This window comes from Scytonema hankhaensis NUACC26 (assembly GCF_045865695.1).
In the GTDB taxonomy this organism is placed as follows: Bacteria; Cyanobacteriota; Cyanobacteriia; order Cyanobacteriales; family Nostocaceae; genus Scytonema.
Window position 1 is genome coordinate 13,763 of record NZ_BAACAP010000133.1, and the last position, 17,214, is coordinate 30,976.

The window sequence follows — 17,214 nt, forward strand, 5'->3', positions numbered from 1 at the left end:
AATAGCTTCATGAGAAACTAAATTTAACAATCCCGAAAGCAAAAAAACTGTTAATTTTCTAACTTTTACGGGAAATATAAGTCAGTGAGCAGTAACCAGTGACCAGTAATCAGTGAGCAGTAACCAGTAACCAATTAATCTACATACCTAAAAGTAGAAAAGTTGAACAAATGAAACAATTTAGTTTTTTCGATAAACCAATTTAGTGACTTCTACAATATACAACACTAGTCACTGGTTACTGGTCACAGGTCACTGAAATAAATAGTGTTTAATGTGAGGAATGAACTGTGAAACAGCTTCACGGTAATGGTTTAGCATTTGGTGTTGCCGCGATCGCGATGATAGCGGCTCAGCCAGTCATGGCACAAGTTAGTCAAATTACTGGAGTCAAACTAAGTCCTGCTGACGGCGGAGTGAATGTTGTCTTAACAACTTCCTCTGGCTCTCGCCCACAGGTTTTTACAACACAAAGAGGTAATACTCTAGTTGCAGATATTATTAATACTCAACTCCGTTTATCAAAAGGTAATAGCTTTCGTCAAGATAATCCCGCACCGGGAATTGCTTCAGTTGCTATCAATCAGCTTGATGCCAATAGCATTCGGGTTGTTGTAACAGGAAGTAAAGGCGCTCCTACTAGCCAACCTGTGGTGAGAAAGCAAGACCAAATTACTCTCAGCTTTGCACCATCTGATGGAACCCAAGCACAGGCTCCGCGATCGCCATCACAGACAGCAAGCAAGACGCCAAGTCAACAAGCTGCAACTCCCATTCCAGTTCCACCCAGTCAAAATCAACAGCCAGAGGTTTTGGTTCCTAACCCAAAAGTGACTGTGAATGGCGCACCTGCACCTGCATCTGGAGTCGATCCGAGTCTGAATCAGGCTCCACCTTTCTTACCTAGAGCCGTTGCGCCACCAGTTGGAGATATTGCGATATCAAACATGGATGCTTCTCCAAGTGTTATCGATCTAGGAACGCAAGAACGAGTTCCGCGTTTGGTGTTGAGAGATGCTCCTGTACGTGAAGTGTTATCTCTACTTGCTCGTGCTGCTGGTCTTAACTTAGCTTTTGCAAATAATGCAGCTGGAGGACAAGGACAACAACAAGGAGGTCAAGGTGGGGCGAATGCAGGTGAAGGACCGACAATTTCTTTGGATATAGAAAATGAGCCAGTGCAAGATGTGTTTAACTATGTCTTGCGCTTGAGTGGCTTGGAAGGTAATCGCAGTGGGCGTACAGTTTTTGTTGGTCCTAAATTGCCAAATGCGACCCGTGACCTTGTAATGCGTAACGTGCGTTTAAATCAAGTACAAGTAGATACGGCTTTGAGTTTTTTGGTTGCTTTAGGAGCAGAAAGTGCCATCACTCGCGAACGATTGGTAACAAGTGTTAATGCTGTCCCCGTCGGCGGTGCTGCTAATTCGGCAGTCACTCAAACTCAGACAACAACAGAACTAAGAGTAGAGACTTTACGAACTGAGTTTCAAGACTCAAAGCCCTTACTGCGAGGTTTGCAAGCGTCAGGCGATCAACGCACTAACTCAATTACCCTTGTTGGACCACCTAAACTAGTTGAGATGGCACTAGCTCAACTAACTCAGCTAGATATTCGTCGCCGTCAAGTTGCCGTAAATGTCAAAATCATTGATGTTAATCTCTTAGGTGCTAAAGACTTTAACACTAGCTTTTCTTTTGGTGTTGGCAATAACTTCTTTGTCAACGATGGCGGTGCAGCTGCTTTAAATTTTGGTGGTTTCAATCCAACTTCGGCAGCAAACGCAACTAGTGGGTTGAGTCCAAATACTGTTGCCAATCCTTATGCAGGTTCTAACACTTTCATCGATCTAAACAATTCTACTCGAATTCCAGATACTGGAATCGGCGAAAGAACGGTATTTAATAATACTGTGAATGGTCAATTCAATGTTAACGAAGTACCGGGAGGATCTCAACCATTTTACAATCGTGTAGCAGGGCGTTCAGGAGATCCCTTTAAAGCTGGTATTACAGACATTACACGAGGGACTCCCAATATAACAACTACAACTGTAAATCCTCCAACAACTCCAGGCGGACCAAATACAGTAGCAACCAACTTTCAACCTGGAGCGTATGGAACCGCAACAGCAGCACTACCTTCTTTGTTTCAGTACCCCAAACGTTTCCTTCTTAGCTTGCAGGCTCAAGTTACTAATGGCAATGCTAAGATTTTGACTGACCCGACTTTGATTGTACAAGAAGGTCAACAGGCTCAGGTCAATTTAACTCAGGAAGTTGTAGGAAATTTAAAACGAGAAATTACTGACACTGCTGGTAGCTCTAGAGAAACAATCACAATTGAGAAGGCTAATGTTGGATTAACTTTGGGTGTGAAAATTGAGCGGATTGACGATAATGGTTTTGTTGGTCTATCAGTTGCACCTGTTGTCAAAGCACCTTCAGGTGAAGAAAGAGTCGAAAACGCTGGGCGAGTTATTTTGATTGCTGAAAGATCTCTTCAGTCTGGTCTAATCCGTCTAAGAGATGGTCAAACACTAATTCTGAGTGGTATTATTCAAGATTCAGACAGAGTTAATGTATCCAAAATACCTATCTTGGGTGATATTCCTCTCATTGGTTCTTTATTCAGAAGGACAAACAAATCTAGTCAACGTAATGAAGTTATTGTGTTGTTGACACCTCAAATTCTAGATGATTCAGAGAGGTCTTCTTACGGCTATGATTATAATCCAAGTCCAGAAGTCCGAAATATGTTAGAACGCCGTGGATTGAAAACCCCGAAGAAATAAAAGACGAGGTGTGGTTGTTTTATTTCTCTTGTTCTTTACTATAGAATTAGCTTTTCCTAGGCTCTCCTTAGAAAAGCTAATATTTTGCACTTTTATTAAAAAAATAAAAACTCAGTTTTTAAACGAAAACCTAAACTGTTACAAGTTATAGTTTTTGTAAGAAATTGGGTTTTTGATATTAGTGAATAATGATGGTCATTATTTTAATAACAATATTTGCCGTTGTCATTCGCTTTACTATGCTCTTTTCCTGTTCGCATTGCACCTAATATTGTAGAGACATAAACACAACGCTTTGCTTTGCCACCATTTTTAGTAGAAAAGGTTATTTGTCCTAGCGTTCTCAGTGATGTTTGAGTGCATTCATCTCCTACTTGATAGACTGGACAGCCTTGGTAATTAAATATGACTCGCCAAGCTTGGGCTGAAGCATTGTTTGGTAATGTTGTCTCGGATTTTCCTTGATTATTTTTTTCTGTATCAATCCGAATATTTCTATCCAAGTTGTGCCATAGATTATTGTTGACACTAATAGTATATGGGAGAAATTTGTCAGCCTGTGCTTGATGAACTGCCCATTGCACAACGCCATTATTTTCTCGAAAACTAACTTGCCAGGTTAACTTGTTCTTTGTTGCTAAACTTTGTGCTTGGCGTATGGCTTGATAAACTTCACCTTGGGCAGTTTTCAGTCGTTGAATGTCAATAAAGGCAAGCCAACTAGGAACTGCGATCGCACTTAGTAAACTAATTATTAGAACAATGACGATAATCTCTAACATAGTGAAGCCACTGTTAGAGCAATTTTTGAAAAGCTTTGGTTGCATTAATTTGGATATGAAAAAATTACCAGAAGTATCTATTCGTCTTTACTGGTATCTTTTTTACTATCCGGATAATCAGTATAGAGTTTTCTTGTGGGTGAAGGTAAAACCTCTTCGATCGAAAAACATCAATATTGGTTTAAAATAAGGAGTTGTAAAACTTTCAGAAAAATTCGATATGAAGTTAAAAGAAGTTCTTCAAGAAAACCGAGAAGAAATTATCAGTATTGCGGCTAAACACGGAGCTTGTAATGTTCGGATTTTTGGAAGCGTAGCTAGAGGAGAAGAAACAGACTCAAGTGATATTGATTTTTTAATTGATTATGATATACAGAAAATTACAGCTTGGTTTCCAGTTGGTTTAATTCAGGATTTGGAAAATTTCTTGAATCGTAAAGTTGATGTAATAACTACTAATTCTTTACATTCTTTTATTCAAGATAAAGTCTTTCATGAGGCTATTCCTTTATAAAAGACGGTCGAATTTGTCTTAATCACATTGCGATCGCTTGCAAGAATTACTCCCTTCTCGCCAGAAGATTACCCAAACACGTAGGGTGGGCACTGCCCACCATTCTCTATCGGTGGCCAGTATCCACCCTACAAAGATCGGTAATTTTAGAGCGGAAAGGGAGTAAACAATATACATCTGAAGGTAAAGTTCTTTTAAATGACATTAAAAATCAATTCAATTTTCTATTTGCGCTTGTCAGAACGGCTGTATATAATATTTTAGGTAACAAAAGAATTAGAAGAATTTTTATTAGCATGATTAACGTCATTTTAGCATACTTAAACCTAGAAGAGTTATAAATAACATACTTCATTAAGAAGATAGCAGCAGCTTTACTTTTATGTCGATTAAAAGGTTGTTCTAAAGCTCTACAACTAAGGTATTTATAGAGATTTGCTAGGCTCTGTTTCCGAAAAGATTGTTTTGAAGCAGGACTATTGTTGTATGCTTTATTAAGCAATAACAAGCAAGCTTTTTCTTGTCTGGTAAGATTAGAAGAAAGTGAATTAGCACTTATTCTGTATAAAACTTGTACAGAAGGTACAGCAACAAAATTGTACTTGTGAGCTAATCGAAGCCACATATCCCAATCTTGAGCAGCAGGTAGAGATTCATCAAATCCACCTAATGCAATTAAAGCTTCTCTGCGTATTAAGGGATTAGAACCATTCTCTAAAAAATTACTTACAAGCAGTTTTTCATAGACATTACCATTTACTGTCGTATGAGTACCAGAAACTACAAACTGGCTACATTCATCAATATAATCAGTCCAGCTATAAGCAACCATTGCATTTGCATTCTGTTGTAAAGCAAGTAACTGACTATTTAGCTTTTCTGGTAACCAGAGATCGTCTGCATCTAAAAAACTAACATACTCTCCACTTGAATAATAAAGACCACGATTACGACTTATGTTTGCATTAGTATGAGAATATGAAAAGACTTTGACTCTGGAGTCGTCAATTTGAGAAATTACATCCAAAGTTGAATCTTCTGAACCATCATTAATAATAATTAACTCAAAATTATCAAAAGTCTGATGTAGTACAGATACAATAGTTTCTTTAATAGTTTTCTCACCATTAAAAACTGGTATAACGACTGAAATTAGTGGTGATGGAGATTTCTCTTGATTCATTTTTATTTAAACAAATTAAATACGATGATTAAACTAAATACTTAAATACTACTTTTTATTTTATATAAACTTTTTAATCTCTTTTTACATATTTGTTTTAAGTAATAAAAAGGACTCATCATACTACTAAAGTAAAATTGTAATTCAAAGAGAGAAATTAAATCACTTTTAGAATTAAATTTATATTTCATCATATGTTGTGAAAAGCGAGCTAAATTACCTAAAAATGTTCTCAATATTACTATAGGTTTTTGCCAGCTTTTTGCATTGATTAACCGTAATTGACAAATGCATAGACCACAACCACGAGCTAAATCTAATAAGTAATCCTTTTCTAGTCTTTGGCTTGGAATTTGATGGTAAGTATGCATACTGGGGTTGTACCATATTTTCCAACCAGCTTTATGTATATACAGCAATGGTTCGTAGTCATCACCCTGTACTAACAAACCAGGTAACTTTCCAGTCAATTGAGGTTGTTGCGGAACATTATCACACCACGCTTGCTTACGAACAACAAGTGCTGCTGCTGGAGGAAGTTGTAAATGCTCTGGCTTAAATAAAAGAGGTTGCGCTCCATGTTCTCTAATTGCCAAAAAAGCTTGAATTTTTTCAAATCCTGCTGGAGGTTTTATTTCATAATCACCATGAATTTGACCGCTCCATGCACCAGCTTGAGGATGTTCTTTAGCAAAGACAAAGGCTTGTGCAACCCAGTTTAATGCAGGTAGATTGTCATCATCTAAAAACCCAATTAAGTAACCTCTAGCTTCACGAACTGCTCTTAGTCTTGCGAAGGCTGCTCCTTGTTTAGTTTCTAGAAAATATCTTAGTGACAAATTACTTAGTTGTTTAGATTGATAATCTTGAACACACTGCGATGTATTGTCAGTACTATTATTATCAATAACAATAATTTCCCAATTAAGTTGCTCTACGTCTATCTGATTGAAAAGACGCTCTAATAGTTTTGGTAAATAGCTTGCCCTATTATATGTAGGTACTGCTATTGTGATATCTAAATTTTTGTTTACTATTTCAGTCATTTTTTAATCATTTATTGCGCTTATTAATTATGATTTATTTTTAAATATCCTTTAATAAGTAAATAAAAAGGGCTAAACAAGCTACTTATAAAAAGTTGCAGTTCACAAGCTGCAACTAAATCTTGTTGAACTTGCCATCTATACTTAAGTAAATGTAGTAATATTTTACGTAAGTCATTAATGATATATGCTAAAAAAAATAATGGTTTTAGCCAAGTTTTTATAGTTATCATTCTAGTAACATAACGACTCAGACCAATACCTCTGAAAAATGGAATTAGGTACTCTTTCTGTAAGCGCCAATTTGGTATTCTATGATAAATTTCCATTTCGGGATTATACCAAATTTCCCAACCACGTTTTTGAATATAAGATAAGATTTCTATGTCTTCACCAGTTAACGTGTTTCCAGTCACTCTACCAGTTAAAATGGTTTGACTAGGTACACTCTCTAACCAAGCTTGTTTACGAACAACAAGCCCTGCAGAAGGAGGTAGTAATTTTTTGTGTTTTTCGTAAAGTAAAGGTATATCTCCACGCTCTGTAATTGCTAAAAATGGAGCTATCCGTTGAAAGTTTTCTGGTGGTTCTACTTCCCATTCTGGATGAATTTGGCTAGAAAAAGCTCCAGCAAGAGGGTGTTTTTGAGCAAAAGTATAAGCTCTTGCAACCCAATTTAATACTGGAAAGTTATCATCATCCAAAAAACCAATCAACTTACCTTTTGCTTCTTTAACTGCACGTTTTCGAGCGTAGCCTGCTCCTTGTTGTGCCTCAAAGTAGTAATTTAAAGAATATAAATACTGCCAATTATTTTGATAATTTTTAATAAGATTAGCGGTGTCATCAGTACTATTATTATCTATGATAATAACTTCCCAAGAAATATTCTCAACATTACATTGATTTTGCAATCGTTCTAACAATTCAGGCAAACGACTTGCACCATTATAAGTTGGAATAGCTACAGTAAAGTCAAGGCTCTGAATCATAGCGTAAAATTTTTACTTAATGTTAAATCACTAGTTTATCGATCTAAGATCTAGAAACAAAAATTATGCTTGTTTCAAGTTTGCACTCAAAATAATGTTTAGGGTTCAGTATTTTCATGGAATCTATTTTAATTTTTAGTTAAAAAATTAGTTAGTTACAATTGCTATCTTTATCTGTTCGCATTCCTCCTAAAAGAGTTTTCACAATAACACAACGTTTAACATCTCCAGCATCTGTAGAATTTACCGATTTCGGTACAGCTAATACAACTTTTAACCCAGGTGGTTCTGATGAACCTGTTAGTGGTGTTCCAAAATTGGCATTTGGTAGAGTAGCCATGTAGTCAAATGTAATTTTTGTAGGTGTACTTAAAGTGTAGGAAACAGAGCTACCAGCAGTATTTTCACCATTAAGATTTGTCCCAAGGAGTAATTGCCCTACTTGCATTCCCACATCTCCACCTAAAGGCTTCCAGGTTGTGATGTCTGTAAAATTTACATTTGTACCATCAAATTTTTTAGTAGGATAAATGGCAAACTCAATTTTATTTTGATTTTTTTTAAAACTGATACTATAACTAACTTTGGTTTTTTTAGCTTGTTGTTGAGCTTCCTGTATTGCAGCTAAAACAGTATCATTAGCCTTATTCACTTGTTGTCTTTGAACAAAACTAAGCCAAGCTGGAGCAGCAATTGCTGCTAAAATTCCTACCATCACTACCACTACTAAAACTTCCAGTAGAGTAAAGCCTGTGTCTTGCTGATTACGCTTAGACACAAAGCACTTATTTATCAAAAATAGATTTTTATTTTTTTTGTTAATACCGTTCATATGTAATAAATTGAAACTTTTTTTAACCATAAAAATCTACCATTGTATTAATACTTTTGCTTTTCTCTTGACTCATTTATTAAATAAATATCCGCGTCCTTGTACTCTAATACTTGCAGTGGGAAAATAACTTTTTTGAGATTTACTGTAGTCCAAATCATTATTTTGAACACGAGCAAGTGCATTCCCTCTTATAAATATCTGTGCTGTTGAATTTCTATTATTAGAATTTATACAAGCGTAAAAACCCATAAAACTACCAGAGACAAGCATTCCAGAACCAGAGGGGCAAGTAGGTAAAGATGAACCAATAGCAGTTTGATCGATAAAATCTATTAGTACCAAAGCGTTTTCAGAATAGTTACTTGAAGCTTTTGTCCAAGTATTCATTTTGTCCTTTAACTCTCCAACTGTTTCACTTAGATTAAACCTCTTAAAACCTTTGTCAGGACACCAAGCACCACCACCAGTTTTTGCAAGATATGTTGTATCTGAATATCCAGTACAAGTTTGACCATTGGAAACTTGTATACCATCGCTTACTTCAAATCTAGCGATACGAGCAGCTTTAGACCAAGTAGTATTATTGTCTTTAATAATGTAGTAAGCAACTAATGAGTAAACAAAAGTATCATCTTTTGTGTCTGTTCCAGTACCTCCTGAAAATTCGATAACATCTCTCAAGTATTTCCTCTTCCAAAACACAAGAATTGGTTGACATAGGCTACTATTTGAACAACCAACTGTTGATGTTCCTGATGTTTCCGATGCAGGTGGTATTTGATCTTTGATGCCTGAACTACTTGGTGTTGTGGGATTTGAGTTTCTTGTCAATCCATCAGCATCATATATATATACTGCTTGCTGTAAATCACGGTTGATGTAGTCAAACGCATTCTGTATTTCTTGTTCTGAACTTGTCTTTGCTTGTTCTCTACGATCTGCATCTAAAACATTAACCATAAATCCTAGCAAAGGAGTGATAATTAGGGCGGCTAGAACTATGGCTACAAGTAATTCAATCAAGGTAAAACCACTACTGCTAACTTTTTGAAAAAGTTTAGAGTATTTTATCTGATTGCTAAAAAGCCATTGGAGTGAACTCATGCTGTATATCCCCCTTTAATTGTAGATGTTTAGCATTGAGAGTTAGGATTGGGATTGGGATTGCTAGGAGCCGATTTGGGTTTTAATCGTCTACATAAGTCATCAAATGAAGTTGTTTCAGGACTTAGATCTGTTGTCATTTCTAGTAGAGGGGCTTGAACATCTGTTAAGCCAGTTCCTCCAGTAAAAGTTTGTTGTTGTTTAATGTTTTCCTTGGATGCTTTTAAAGTTATGCCGCTCTTGAAAGCATCTGCTCTGTATACACGCAATCCTAGACGATATCCACGTAATGAATCGTTTGTTTGCTGGTTATAACCAAATACCTGAATTATCAAGTCTTTAGAGTTATTGGTACATCCTTTTTCTAGATTTGGATCACCATTATTTATATCACCGTCAATACAATACAGCAGATATTTAGAAGATGGCAATGATGTAGAAGGTGAAGTACAATAAGCATTTCCTGTTGGGCAAGCAAGAGATGTTTCTGTGGGAGGATTAGCAAGAAAGTCTGTTTCCACAGTTGTGATAGGAGGATGTTGAGTAATAACTCCCGTTTTGACACCATCAATATATGTTTTGGCAGCTTGAGTTGCCAGTTCTACACGTCGTGCTTGTAGTCTAGTTGCAGTTGAAAGAACAATCACTGGTGCGATCACTGTTAATAAAACGGCAGCAATAATTAATGCTACGAGTGATTCAATTATGGTAAAACCAGACTCTCCAGACGAATGTTTCGTTTGTAGTTTTTTGTAATTAATCATTGTAACTCCTGTGCAAGAAGAGGGTAGAAGGCAGAAGGAGATAAAGTTGAGAGTATAGAATTTTTACTTTTTCCACTAAATATTATTTCTGCCAGTTTGCTTTAGCCTCTAATATTTAATTACTTAATTGCAAGAACGTTGATCTGAATCAACAGCATAACTATTGCTACCGTCAGCTTTTTTAGCGCACAACAATGTTTTTACCCAAACATCATCTCGGCTCACTTCTCGGAAATACTCATCGGGCAATTCATCAGGAGTTCTAACTAGTTTTTGAGCAAATAAGTCTGGCGATTGAGACAGTAGCCCCACATCATAACCCCATTGTCGGTCAGGAGCAAGATAAAAGGGAGCTCTACTTTGGTTACCTACAATTTGATATTCGCCACTAAGCAATGCTCTAAATGGTCCAGTTGCATATGCACTTCGTTTAATTTGAATAAAGGAGCCACTTATTCTAGCTTTAACGGCATCTGCTGTAGTACCTGTTGGGTTCCAGTTTTCTAAAAAGCGTACAAAGTTGTGTAGACCACCATTGTCTTCTGTAGAACGAGCTGGAGTGTCTCCTGCGGCAGCTGCTAGATTAAATGTTGTTACAGTAGCTACTTGCAACCAGTTTCCGTGAACATTATTCGTGCCACTACTGCTAGGACCCACTTTATCAGATACCTGAGTTGACGGAGTACCAAAAGGTCTAGTAATTTGTAGAACTGGTAGCAAACGCGGTTGGCTTTCCTTTGTTGCACTTAAAGGCTCGTTAGCAAGCAATAATGAATTGTTAACATCATCCTTGTTAATGTCATTATCCATCTTTGGATCGGTCTTTGTAGTAGTTTTAAACCAAAGAGCATTATTTACTGAGCGGGGGTAGGTAGCACCGCTATATGGATACTCTTGCACTGTACCCGTACCTGTTGAATCAATTCCCAATGGAGTAGGGCGACCAGAGGCATCTATAACCAACTCGCCACTAGAACTGCGTTTAAAAGCAACTCGACGGGGATAACGCTGATATGGAGTTGCAGCAGCAGTAGCTGTAGAACCCGACTCTAAAGTATTTAATGGCTTACTCACAATGCCACCAGAAATATCCCATGTGTGTTTGCGATTTGTTGTATTTTTTGAATCGGTGGGATGCAAATCCACAAACCAATCATCAGAACCACACTCTGAAACAGGTAATTTGGGACACACTTCCATCAAATACTCATGGAAGTTTGCTCGTCGCTGAATTGGGGTGACAAAATTGTTGAGGTAAGAACTTCCTTGGTTGTTTGTAATACTGCTTTCGTGATCTTTGGGATAACCGATGTCAGTTCCACTGGCATTGTACCAACTAGCATTAGGCACATAAGCGTTAGTCAAGAACCCATTTTGCTTAAACCCCTTAATTGAAGGAGCGTCTCCCAAGTTATTGTTAAGGTCATAATCTCCCTCATTGCGAAAGCCCAATCTATAGTTGTTAGACAGTAGGGTTATGCTATCTGCCAATATGCTTGCAGGTCGCCATTTGTCACCTGTTGTGCAATTGGGTAGCCTTGGATCGCTTTTACGACAAGCAAAGTTTGGATTAAGATTAGCTTTAACGCGAGTGTAAAAGTTGCTCCAATCATCTGCTAACTCATTAGGAGATTTAAACTCCTGTTGAGTGTGGTTATTAAAATTACCTAAGATATACACTGGTAGGTTAGAAGCTAGAATTAATCCTTTTTCTGCATCTCTATAGTTCTCTTCCCGAAGGATCTCAGACCCATTCACAAGCATAATTGCGTTGGGACGCCGAGTTGGATCGAGAATAAAGTCTACAGGGCTTTCTGTTTTCTGTTTTTCCTCTTTTTGTGTATTTGAACCTATTGCAGATTTTGTAGCGCTTAAATCCAAAAGTGCATCATCTCGAGTAGCGTAAACAATACCGCTATTTGGTACTAAATATTCTTGTGCTGGTGTTGCGCTACCAATCTTTTTCTTTCTAAGTAAATCGATATCTAAAACGGTAGCGCGAATTTCTAAAGGTTGACGGTCTTCTAGAGGAAGCGAATACTCAGCATCAGAAGGGACATTGGCACCCTCATCAGCATTAGTAAAAGTTTCTAAAACTAGAGGGGTTGCAGTATTGTCCTGATGAATAGCCTTTATTTGCCGTGCATCTAAAAAAGCAGTTTCTTTAATAGCACCATGAGGAACAATAGAATCATTGGCACTAATGCTACCATCTAAAATTTGTAAAGCACAAAGTGCAGAATCAATGGCAGACCTCTCTGAAAGAGTACGATTAGAAGCTTTTGCTAAAGCGTTTTTGAGCGGTTCATTCACCCATCGTCCATTGGGATACTTTAGCTCAGCTTGGTAGTTCAGTACTGCTTGGTAATCAGTGACAGATTTAGTAGGAGGTCCGTAAGCTATACCGTTATTAGAGTTACCTCCAGGAGCTTTGTCATAGGGAATCGCTGCTACGTCTCGATTTTTTGCTGTAGTACTATTTGTAGGATCGTAGTAACTACTAACGCATGCAATAGGTGTAGGACTTGTCTTGTCGTATGTACCTGAAACACCAGCGTAATGATACACAACACTAGCTCTCATCCGGAGGTACGATGTATTAGCATTTGGTAGCTTAATTGTGCTGTAATCAAAGCCATTGAAGTCACTCCTGCTATCTATAACGTTACCTACTGTAGCTGTAGCAGAAGGTACTGGCATCATATCTGACCAAATTCTGTCCGTAGCAGTTTTAGCTGCAGTGAAATCAGTAGCTGAACTAGCGACTGTCAAATTATTTGGCATATAAATCCCAGCACCAGTAATAACTCGCAAACCACCATTCGTATAATCTTGACTAGCTATATCTGGCTTTTCAGCAGCTGCTAGTTCCCAATCTTTATCTCGTTCAATTGCTCCTAAATCAGCGAGCTGCTCTATGCGGGTACGGCGATTACGAACTCCATCGCCATCATTCCATTTCTTATCTTTAATATCTTGAGTATCGAATCGTCCCGAACCAACAAACTTATCTTTGACTTGATCCCACCAGATTTGAGGTAAGTTGTTACCAATTAAAACGCGATCGCCCAAGTACTGTTCTTTATCTTTATAAACTAGTTGTAATTTATTTGGTTCAGTTGCACCTGGAAGTAGTTTATCACTATTGGTCTTTAGCGTTAGTTTTGCGTAGTTAGTAGCTGTTGTACCATCTGTAGGATCATTTGGATATATCCACTCATCCGGTGGACGAAGAGTTTCACCACTACCTTTAAGGGGATTACTTGTGGGAGATGCATAAGCACCGAAAACAACGCTATTGTCACTGTTTTTATCAAATGCAACTTCTTTGTACGGTACTCGCCGAGTACGTCTTTTGAAATAAAGCTCTAGCTGTTGTCTTCGGAGTCGCTCTTCTTCTTCTAAAGAATAGCTAGATAAACCTAGTTTCTGCTTTTCTTTTTGAATACCATCTTTAACTTCCTTCGGATCGCTTGTTACTAGATTATCCATCTGAGCACTAACTAAGCGATTGATGCGTTTCACATAAGCTAAGCTGTTGTACGCTATATCTGTAGGTACAGCATCAACCGATTTATTATCTTTAACAATTGGAGATGAAGAAGGGTTAACTCCTTCTCCATTATATAAATCTACTTTAGTACCGTTATTCAAATCACTGGCGTCTGTGAAACCACCTCCACCTAAATTTCCACCAATGATAATTTTGGCGTTTTCAGGATCGTAAAAACAAGACTCGTCACTACTTACTTGATATAATCTAACGTTAGCTTTACCGACACCTCCAGTAATAAAGTTACTATTAGTAATAATTCGTCCATTTAGGTTGAAATCAGTACCTGGTGCTAATGCAATGTCATCTTCATAAACAACAGCATTATTAACTAAAGGTAATTGTACGCGATCTTGTTGATACTCTAAAGCAGAAAACCCTTTATTACCTTTATAAGTTTCATATCCTGTAGGTGGACTAGAATTAGTAATAGGGACAGTTGCAGTATAAACAAAAAAGCTTTTTTTCAATTGACCACTAATATTCAGCCAACCGGAACTACCTACTAATAGAGCACTAGTACCAACGGTATCTTCACAACTTGCACTCACTTCACCAGTAATCATGGGTGGAGTTCTTGCTTCTAGAGGATTTCTGGCACGAGTATATTTACTATTACTTACAGGAGGATTTTTAAAGTAAATTCCATACAAGGTGTAGCTATCAAATTTACCATTATTATCAGTATCAACAGGATACATCCACGCTGTTTTCATTTCTATTGTTTTTGCAGGTGTTTGTGATGTATCCTGATACTCTAGATTTAATGGAGTTTCATCACCTAAAGTATATTCTTTTAGATAACTTTTTAAATGACCGTCAATTGCAACATCTGTTGGTGTTGCTCGTGGCAAACGACGGTCATCAAATAGTTTAGTCAATTTAGCTCTGGCACGATCTAATGCAGGAGATGCAGCGTTGAGAGCAGTCTCATTAACCCGAACGTTACTCGCATTTTTAGAACGTTCAAAAGACCTAAATAAAATTGCCGTTGTCAGTAGTACAACAACCAAAGCTACCATTGCGACTGTTGGTAACACAAAACCAGCATTCACCCAGTCGGACTGTTTCCTGGTAACTAAGAAAGCTCGCAGCAGCCACAAACTTTGCTCTTTAATTGTCGATGGAGAGGAACTGCAAAGCTTTTGGTAGAAATTTTTCGTAGCCTTAACTAACTTGCTATTTCGCTTCATAGTCACTTCCCTGTAGAGAAATTTAATGCTGGTTTCTTTAAAATGTTTACTATTGTTGAACTACGCCTAACAAAACTATGCAGGCAAAGATAAAGTTTTTGACACCACTTATTAGCCTTGCATAGCCATAACGCAAGACCGCTCGCAGTATCAAACGATTCTCTTCAAGAATGGTATTTCAGCTTCTTAGATAACACTAATATCATTAGAATTACCTAATTTATACCTGAAAAAGAATAATAAAACCATAGGTTTACATGAACTTTGCAAAGATGTGATTCAAAGCAAAGAACTTCATGAAGATAATGTTAGATAGTAAGCTTAGGTTACCCACCTAGTAGCAAAAGATATCAGTTAATCAAAAATTAAGACAAAAATATTAAAAGCCTCCCCATAAAGGGGAGGCAGTAGAAGATACTTTAAAGGTTGAATGGGAAAAACCAGTTCCCTTAGTATTTGCTGAGGTCAATTCCAGCTTCTTTCGCCATTGCTTGCAATCCTTTGCGATCGAGGGTTTTGATGGCTGTGGTTGATAAACGCATTTTCACCCAACGGTTTCCTTCTTCCCACCAAATACGCTTAGTTTGCAGGTTGACTTGCTGAAGGCGTTTGGTACGACGGTGAGAGTGAGAGATAGCAAAGGCGTTGTTTGCCTTCTTGCCAGTTAATTCGCAGCGACGAGACATATTCAAGTTCTCCAATTTTTTTGGACACGATCTCTTATTGTATAGAATTGCTCGCTCAGTGGGTGGCAGTTTGTCCTGATTTTTTGGCTATCTCGTCGCTAGAGCTATTTTGTTGCTTCTTGAGTCAGCTTGGTGAGCACGTCATTAGAACGCTCAACAAAAGATTTCATTCCTTCAGCATCAAAACCCTTCTGAGACATGAGTGCCAAATCGTATATATGTTGGCAAATCATCTTCACAAGCTGCCCGGTAGGTGACTCGCCTTCTCCTTGAATAATACTGCCTTGGCTAAGACTTGCCAGATTTTGAATCAGTGGGTGAGACGTGTTGACTAGCAAAACATGGTCTTCAGGAAACTCTGCTTGTTGTTGCTGCATCAAAGCGTTCATTTCCCGCAAGCGACGTAAGATTTCTGGTAACAGCACCATAGCAGGTGGCGTTCCTTGGGGATCGTCTGCTTTCAAAGCTTCGGTACGGATGTTCACCTTGGGTTTGTTAAGAGCTTTCTCGAACAGCTCTTTAACAGTTTCACTCCGAGTTTTATTTGTCTTGGGATCGACAATCTCCTTATCTTGCTCTTTATCCAGCAAGGTGTTGTCTAAGTCAGAATCTACCCGTGTAAATTTAACTTCATTATATTCCCGCTCTAAGAAGTTGATAAAGTGGGTGTCGATGAAGGAGTCCATAAACAGGACTTCCAAACCTTGATTTTTGTGCAGTTCTATGTAAGTTGCCTGTGACGCTTCATCGGTAGCGTATAAGACACGGTTTTCGTGACGTTCTTTGTTTCGCTCCAGATACTCTTTTAGGGTAGTGTATGGTAACTGGGAAGTTGGGGCTGAAGACTCAGAATTGGGAGTTACATCTTGCCAAACATCACCTTCTTGAGATTGTACCTCAACTTCAACTGTTGGGTTATCTGCTGGTTGTTGCTTACTCGTTGGTTGATAGGTACTGCGGAAAACAATGATGTCTTCCACTTGTTTCTTAAATTTCTCGTCATTCAAAACGCCAAATTTAACGAAAGTACCCAAGTCTTTCCACGCGCTGACGTACTGTTCGCGATTGTCTCGGTACAGTTCCTTGAGACGATCGCCCACCTTCTTAGCAATGTAATCCCCAATTTTCCGCACGGTGCGATCGGTTTGTAAAGCACTCCGCGACACATTCAAGGGAATATCAGTACTGTCAATCACACCTCGCATTGGCAGCAAGAACTGTGGAATAATTTCTTCACAGTGGTCGCTGACAAAAACTTGATTGCAGAACAGCTTAATCTGCCCTTTCGTCACATCAACATCCGGCTTCATCCTAGGAAAGTACAAAATCCCGTTGATAATGAAAGGATAATCTGTATTCAGATGCACCCAGAGCAAAGGTTCTTCTTGGAAAGGGTACAGATAGCGGTAAAACTCCAGATAATCTTCTTTACTCAAACTACTAGGAGACTCACGCCAAACAGCCCTTTGCTTGTTGATGACCTCACCATCAAGTTTGATGGGTACGGGCATAAAGTCGCAGTAAGTTTTGATCAGCTGTTTAACGCGAGCGGGTTCTAAGTACTCCTGTTCTTCTTCTTGCAAAGTAAGAGTTATGGTTGTACCCAGAGTTGTACGGGATGAATCTTCCAATGTGAATTGTGGAGAACCATCACAACTCCAGTGTACTGCTTGCGCTCCGTCTTGATAGGACAGAGTATCGATTTCTACCTTCTGTGCCACCATAAAGGAGGAGTAGAAACCCAAACCAAAGTGACCGATAATTGGC

The 17,214-nt window shown here is 38.1% G+C and carries 12 protein-coding genes; 2 read left to right on the forward strand and 10 right to left on the reverse strand.

The genetic code is table 11. The annotated features are described in order from the left end of the window. Positions 1 to 290: 290 nt before the first annotated feature. A complete protein-coding gene (locus ACKTT2_RS08120) occupies positions 291 to 2,795 on the forward strand; it encodes a secretin GspD/PilQ domain-containing protein (RefSeq protein WP_407885491.1) in 2,505 nt (834 codons plus the stop codon). Between the two features lie 203 nt (positions 2,796 to 2,998). Here ACKTT2_RS08120 and ACKTT2_RS08125 read toward each other — a convergent pair whose 3' ends face one another. Beyond that, complete coding sequence (locus ACKTT2_RS08125) at positions 2,999 to 3,577, reverse strand: pilus assembly FimT family protein (RefSeq protein ID WP_407885493.1); 579 nt, start codon at positions 3,575 to 3,577, stop codon at positions 2,999 to 3,001. A 220-nt stretch (positions 3,578 to 3,797) separates the two neighbouring features. Between ACKTT2_RS08125 and ACKTT2_RS08130 the strand changes: the two genes are divergently transcribed. Continuing rightward, positions 3,798 to 4,091, forward strand: a complete 294-nt coding sequence (locus tag ACKTT2_RS08130) for a nucleotidyltransferase family protein (protein WP_407885495.1) — start codon at positions 3,798 to 3,800, stop codon at positions 4,089 to 4,091. Positions 4,092 to 4,302: 211 nt separating this feature from the next. On the opposite strand, the gene ACKTT2_RS08135 is transcribed toward ACKTT2_RS08130, so the two are convergent. The 9 genes from ACKTT2_RS08135 to htpG form a co-directional block, all read right to left on the reverse strand. Beyond that, entirely contained in the window at positions 4,303 to 5,274 is a 972-nt protein-coding gene (locus ACKTT2_RS08135) for a glycosyltransferase (RefSeq protein WP_407885497.1), read from the reverse strand. Positions 5,275 to 5,315: 41 nt separating this feature from the next. Further along, a complete protein-coding gene (gene hpsE / locus ACKTT2_RS08140; RefSeq protein WP_407885499.1) occupies positions 5,316 to 6,320 on the reverse strand; it encodes a hormogonium polysaccharide biosynthesis glycosyltransferase HpsE in 1,005 nt (334 codons plus the stop codon). 23 nt (positions 6,321 to 6,343) lie between these two features. Next, positions 6,344 to 7,312, reverse strand: a complete 969-nt coding sequence (hpsE, locus tag ACKTT2_RS08145; RefSeq protein ID WP_407885501.1) for a hormogonium polysaccharide biosynthesis glycosyltransferase HpsE — start codon at positions 7,310 to 7,312, stop codon at positions 6,344 to 6,346. 151 nt (positions 7,313 to 7,463) lie between these two features. Beyond that, positions 7,464 to 8,174: a prepilin-type N-terminal cleavage/methylation domain-containing protein gene (locus tag ACKTT2_RS08150; protein ID WP_407885503.1), complete on the reverse strand. Its 711-nt coding sequence runs from the start codon at positions 8,172 to 8,174 to the stop codon at positions 7,464 to 7,466. Between the two features lie 42 nt (positions 8,175 to 8,216). Beyond that, the gene (hpsC, locus tag ACKTT2_RS08155) at positions 8,217 to 9,251 is read right to left on the reverse strand and encodes a hormogonium polysaccharide secretion pseudopilin HpsC (protein ID WP_407885505.1); all 1,035 of its coding nucleotides are present in this window, start codon (positions 9,249 to 9,251) and stop codon (positions 8,217 to 8,219) included. A 29-nt stretch (positions 9,252 to 9,280) separates the two neighbouring features. Next, positions 9,281 to 10,015 carry a hormogonium polysaccharide secretion pseudopilin HpsB gene (gene hpsB / locus ACKTT2_RS08160; protein ID WP_407885507.1) on the reverse strand — a complete coding sequence of 245 codons (735 nt, stop codon included), beginning with the start codon at positions 10,013 to 10,015 and terminating at the stop codon, positions 9,281 to 9,283. Between the two features lie 123 nt (positions 10,016 to 10,138). Continuing rightward, entirely contained in the window at positions 10,139 to 14,761 is a 4,623-nt protein-coding gene (hpsA, locus tag ACKTT2_RS08165) for a hormogonium polysaccharide biosynthesis protein HpsA (RefSeq protein ID WP_407885509.1), read from the reverse strand. 449 nt (positions 14,762 to 15,210) lie between these two features. Then, positions 15,211 to 15,447, reverse strand: coding sequence for a 50S ribosomal protein L28 (gene rpmB / locus ACKTT2_RS08170; RefSeq protein ID WP_407885511.1), 237 nt, complete (start codon positions 15,445 to 15,447; stop codon positions 15,211 to 15,213). A 104-nt stretch (positions 15,448 to 15,551) separates the two neighbouring features. Continuing rightward, the coding region (htpG, locus tag ACKTT2_RS08175) for a molecular chaperone HtpG (RefSeq protein WP_407885513.1) at positions 15,552 to 17,214 on the reverse strand (1,663 nt) is incomplete at its 5' end.

Excerpts from the sequence above, each read along its gene's own strand:
- ACKTT2_RS08125 (WP_407885493.1), bottom strand. The coding sequence starts at position 3,577 with ATGTTAGAGATTATCGTCATTGTTCTAATAATTAGTTTACTAAGTGCG.
- ACKTT2_RS08130 (WP_407885495.1), top strand. The coding sequence starts at position 3,798 with ATGAAGTTAAAAGAAGTTCTTCAAGAAAACCGAGAAGAAATTATCAGT.
- ACKTT2_RS08135 (WP_407885497.1), bottom strand. The coding sequence starts at position 5,274 with ATGAATCAAGAGAAATCTCCATCACCACTAATTTCAGTCGTTATACCA.
- hpsE (WP_407885499.1), bottom strand. The coding sequence starts at position 6,320 with ATGACTGAAATAGTAAACAAAAATTTAGATATCACAATAGCAGTACCT.
- hpsE (WP_407885501.1), bottom strand. The coding sequence starts at position 7,312 with ATGATTCAGAGCCTTGACTTTACTGTAGCTATTCCAACTTATAATGGT.
- ACKTT2_RS08150 (WP_407885503.1), bottom strand. The coding sequence starts at position 8,174 with ATGGTTAAAAAAAGTTTCAATTTATTACATATGAACGGTATTAACAAA.
- hpsC (WP_407885505.1), bottom strand. The coding sequence starts at position 9,251 with ATGAGTTCACTCCAATGGCTTTTTAGCAATCAGATAAAATACTCTAAA.
- hpsB (WP_407885507.1), bottom strand. The coding sequence starts at position 10,015 with ATGATTAATTACAAAAAACTACAAACGAAACATTCGTCTGGAGAGTCT.
- hpsA (WP_407885509.1), bottom strand. The coding sequence starts at position 14,761 with ATGAAGCGAAATAGCAAGTTAGTTAAGGCTACGAAAAATTTCTACCAA.
- rpmB (WP_407885511.1), bottom strand. The coding sequence starts at position 15,447 with ATGTCTCGTCGCTGCGAATTAACTGGCAAGAAGGCAAACAACGCCTTT.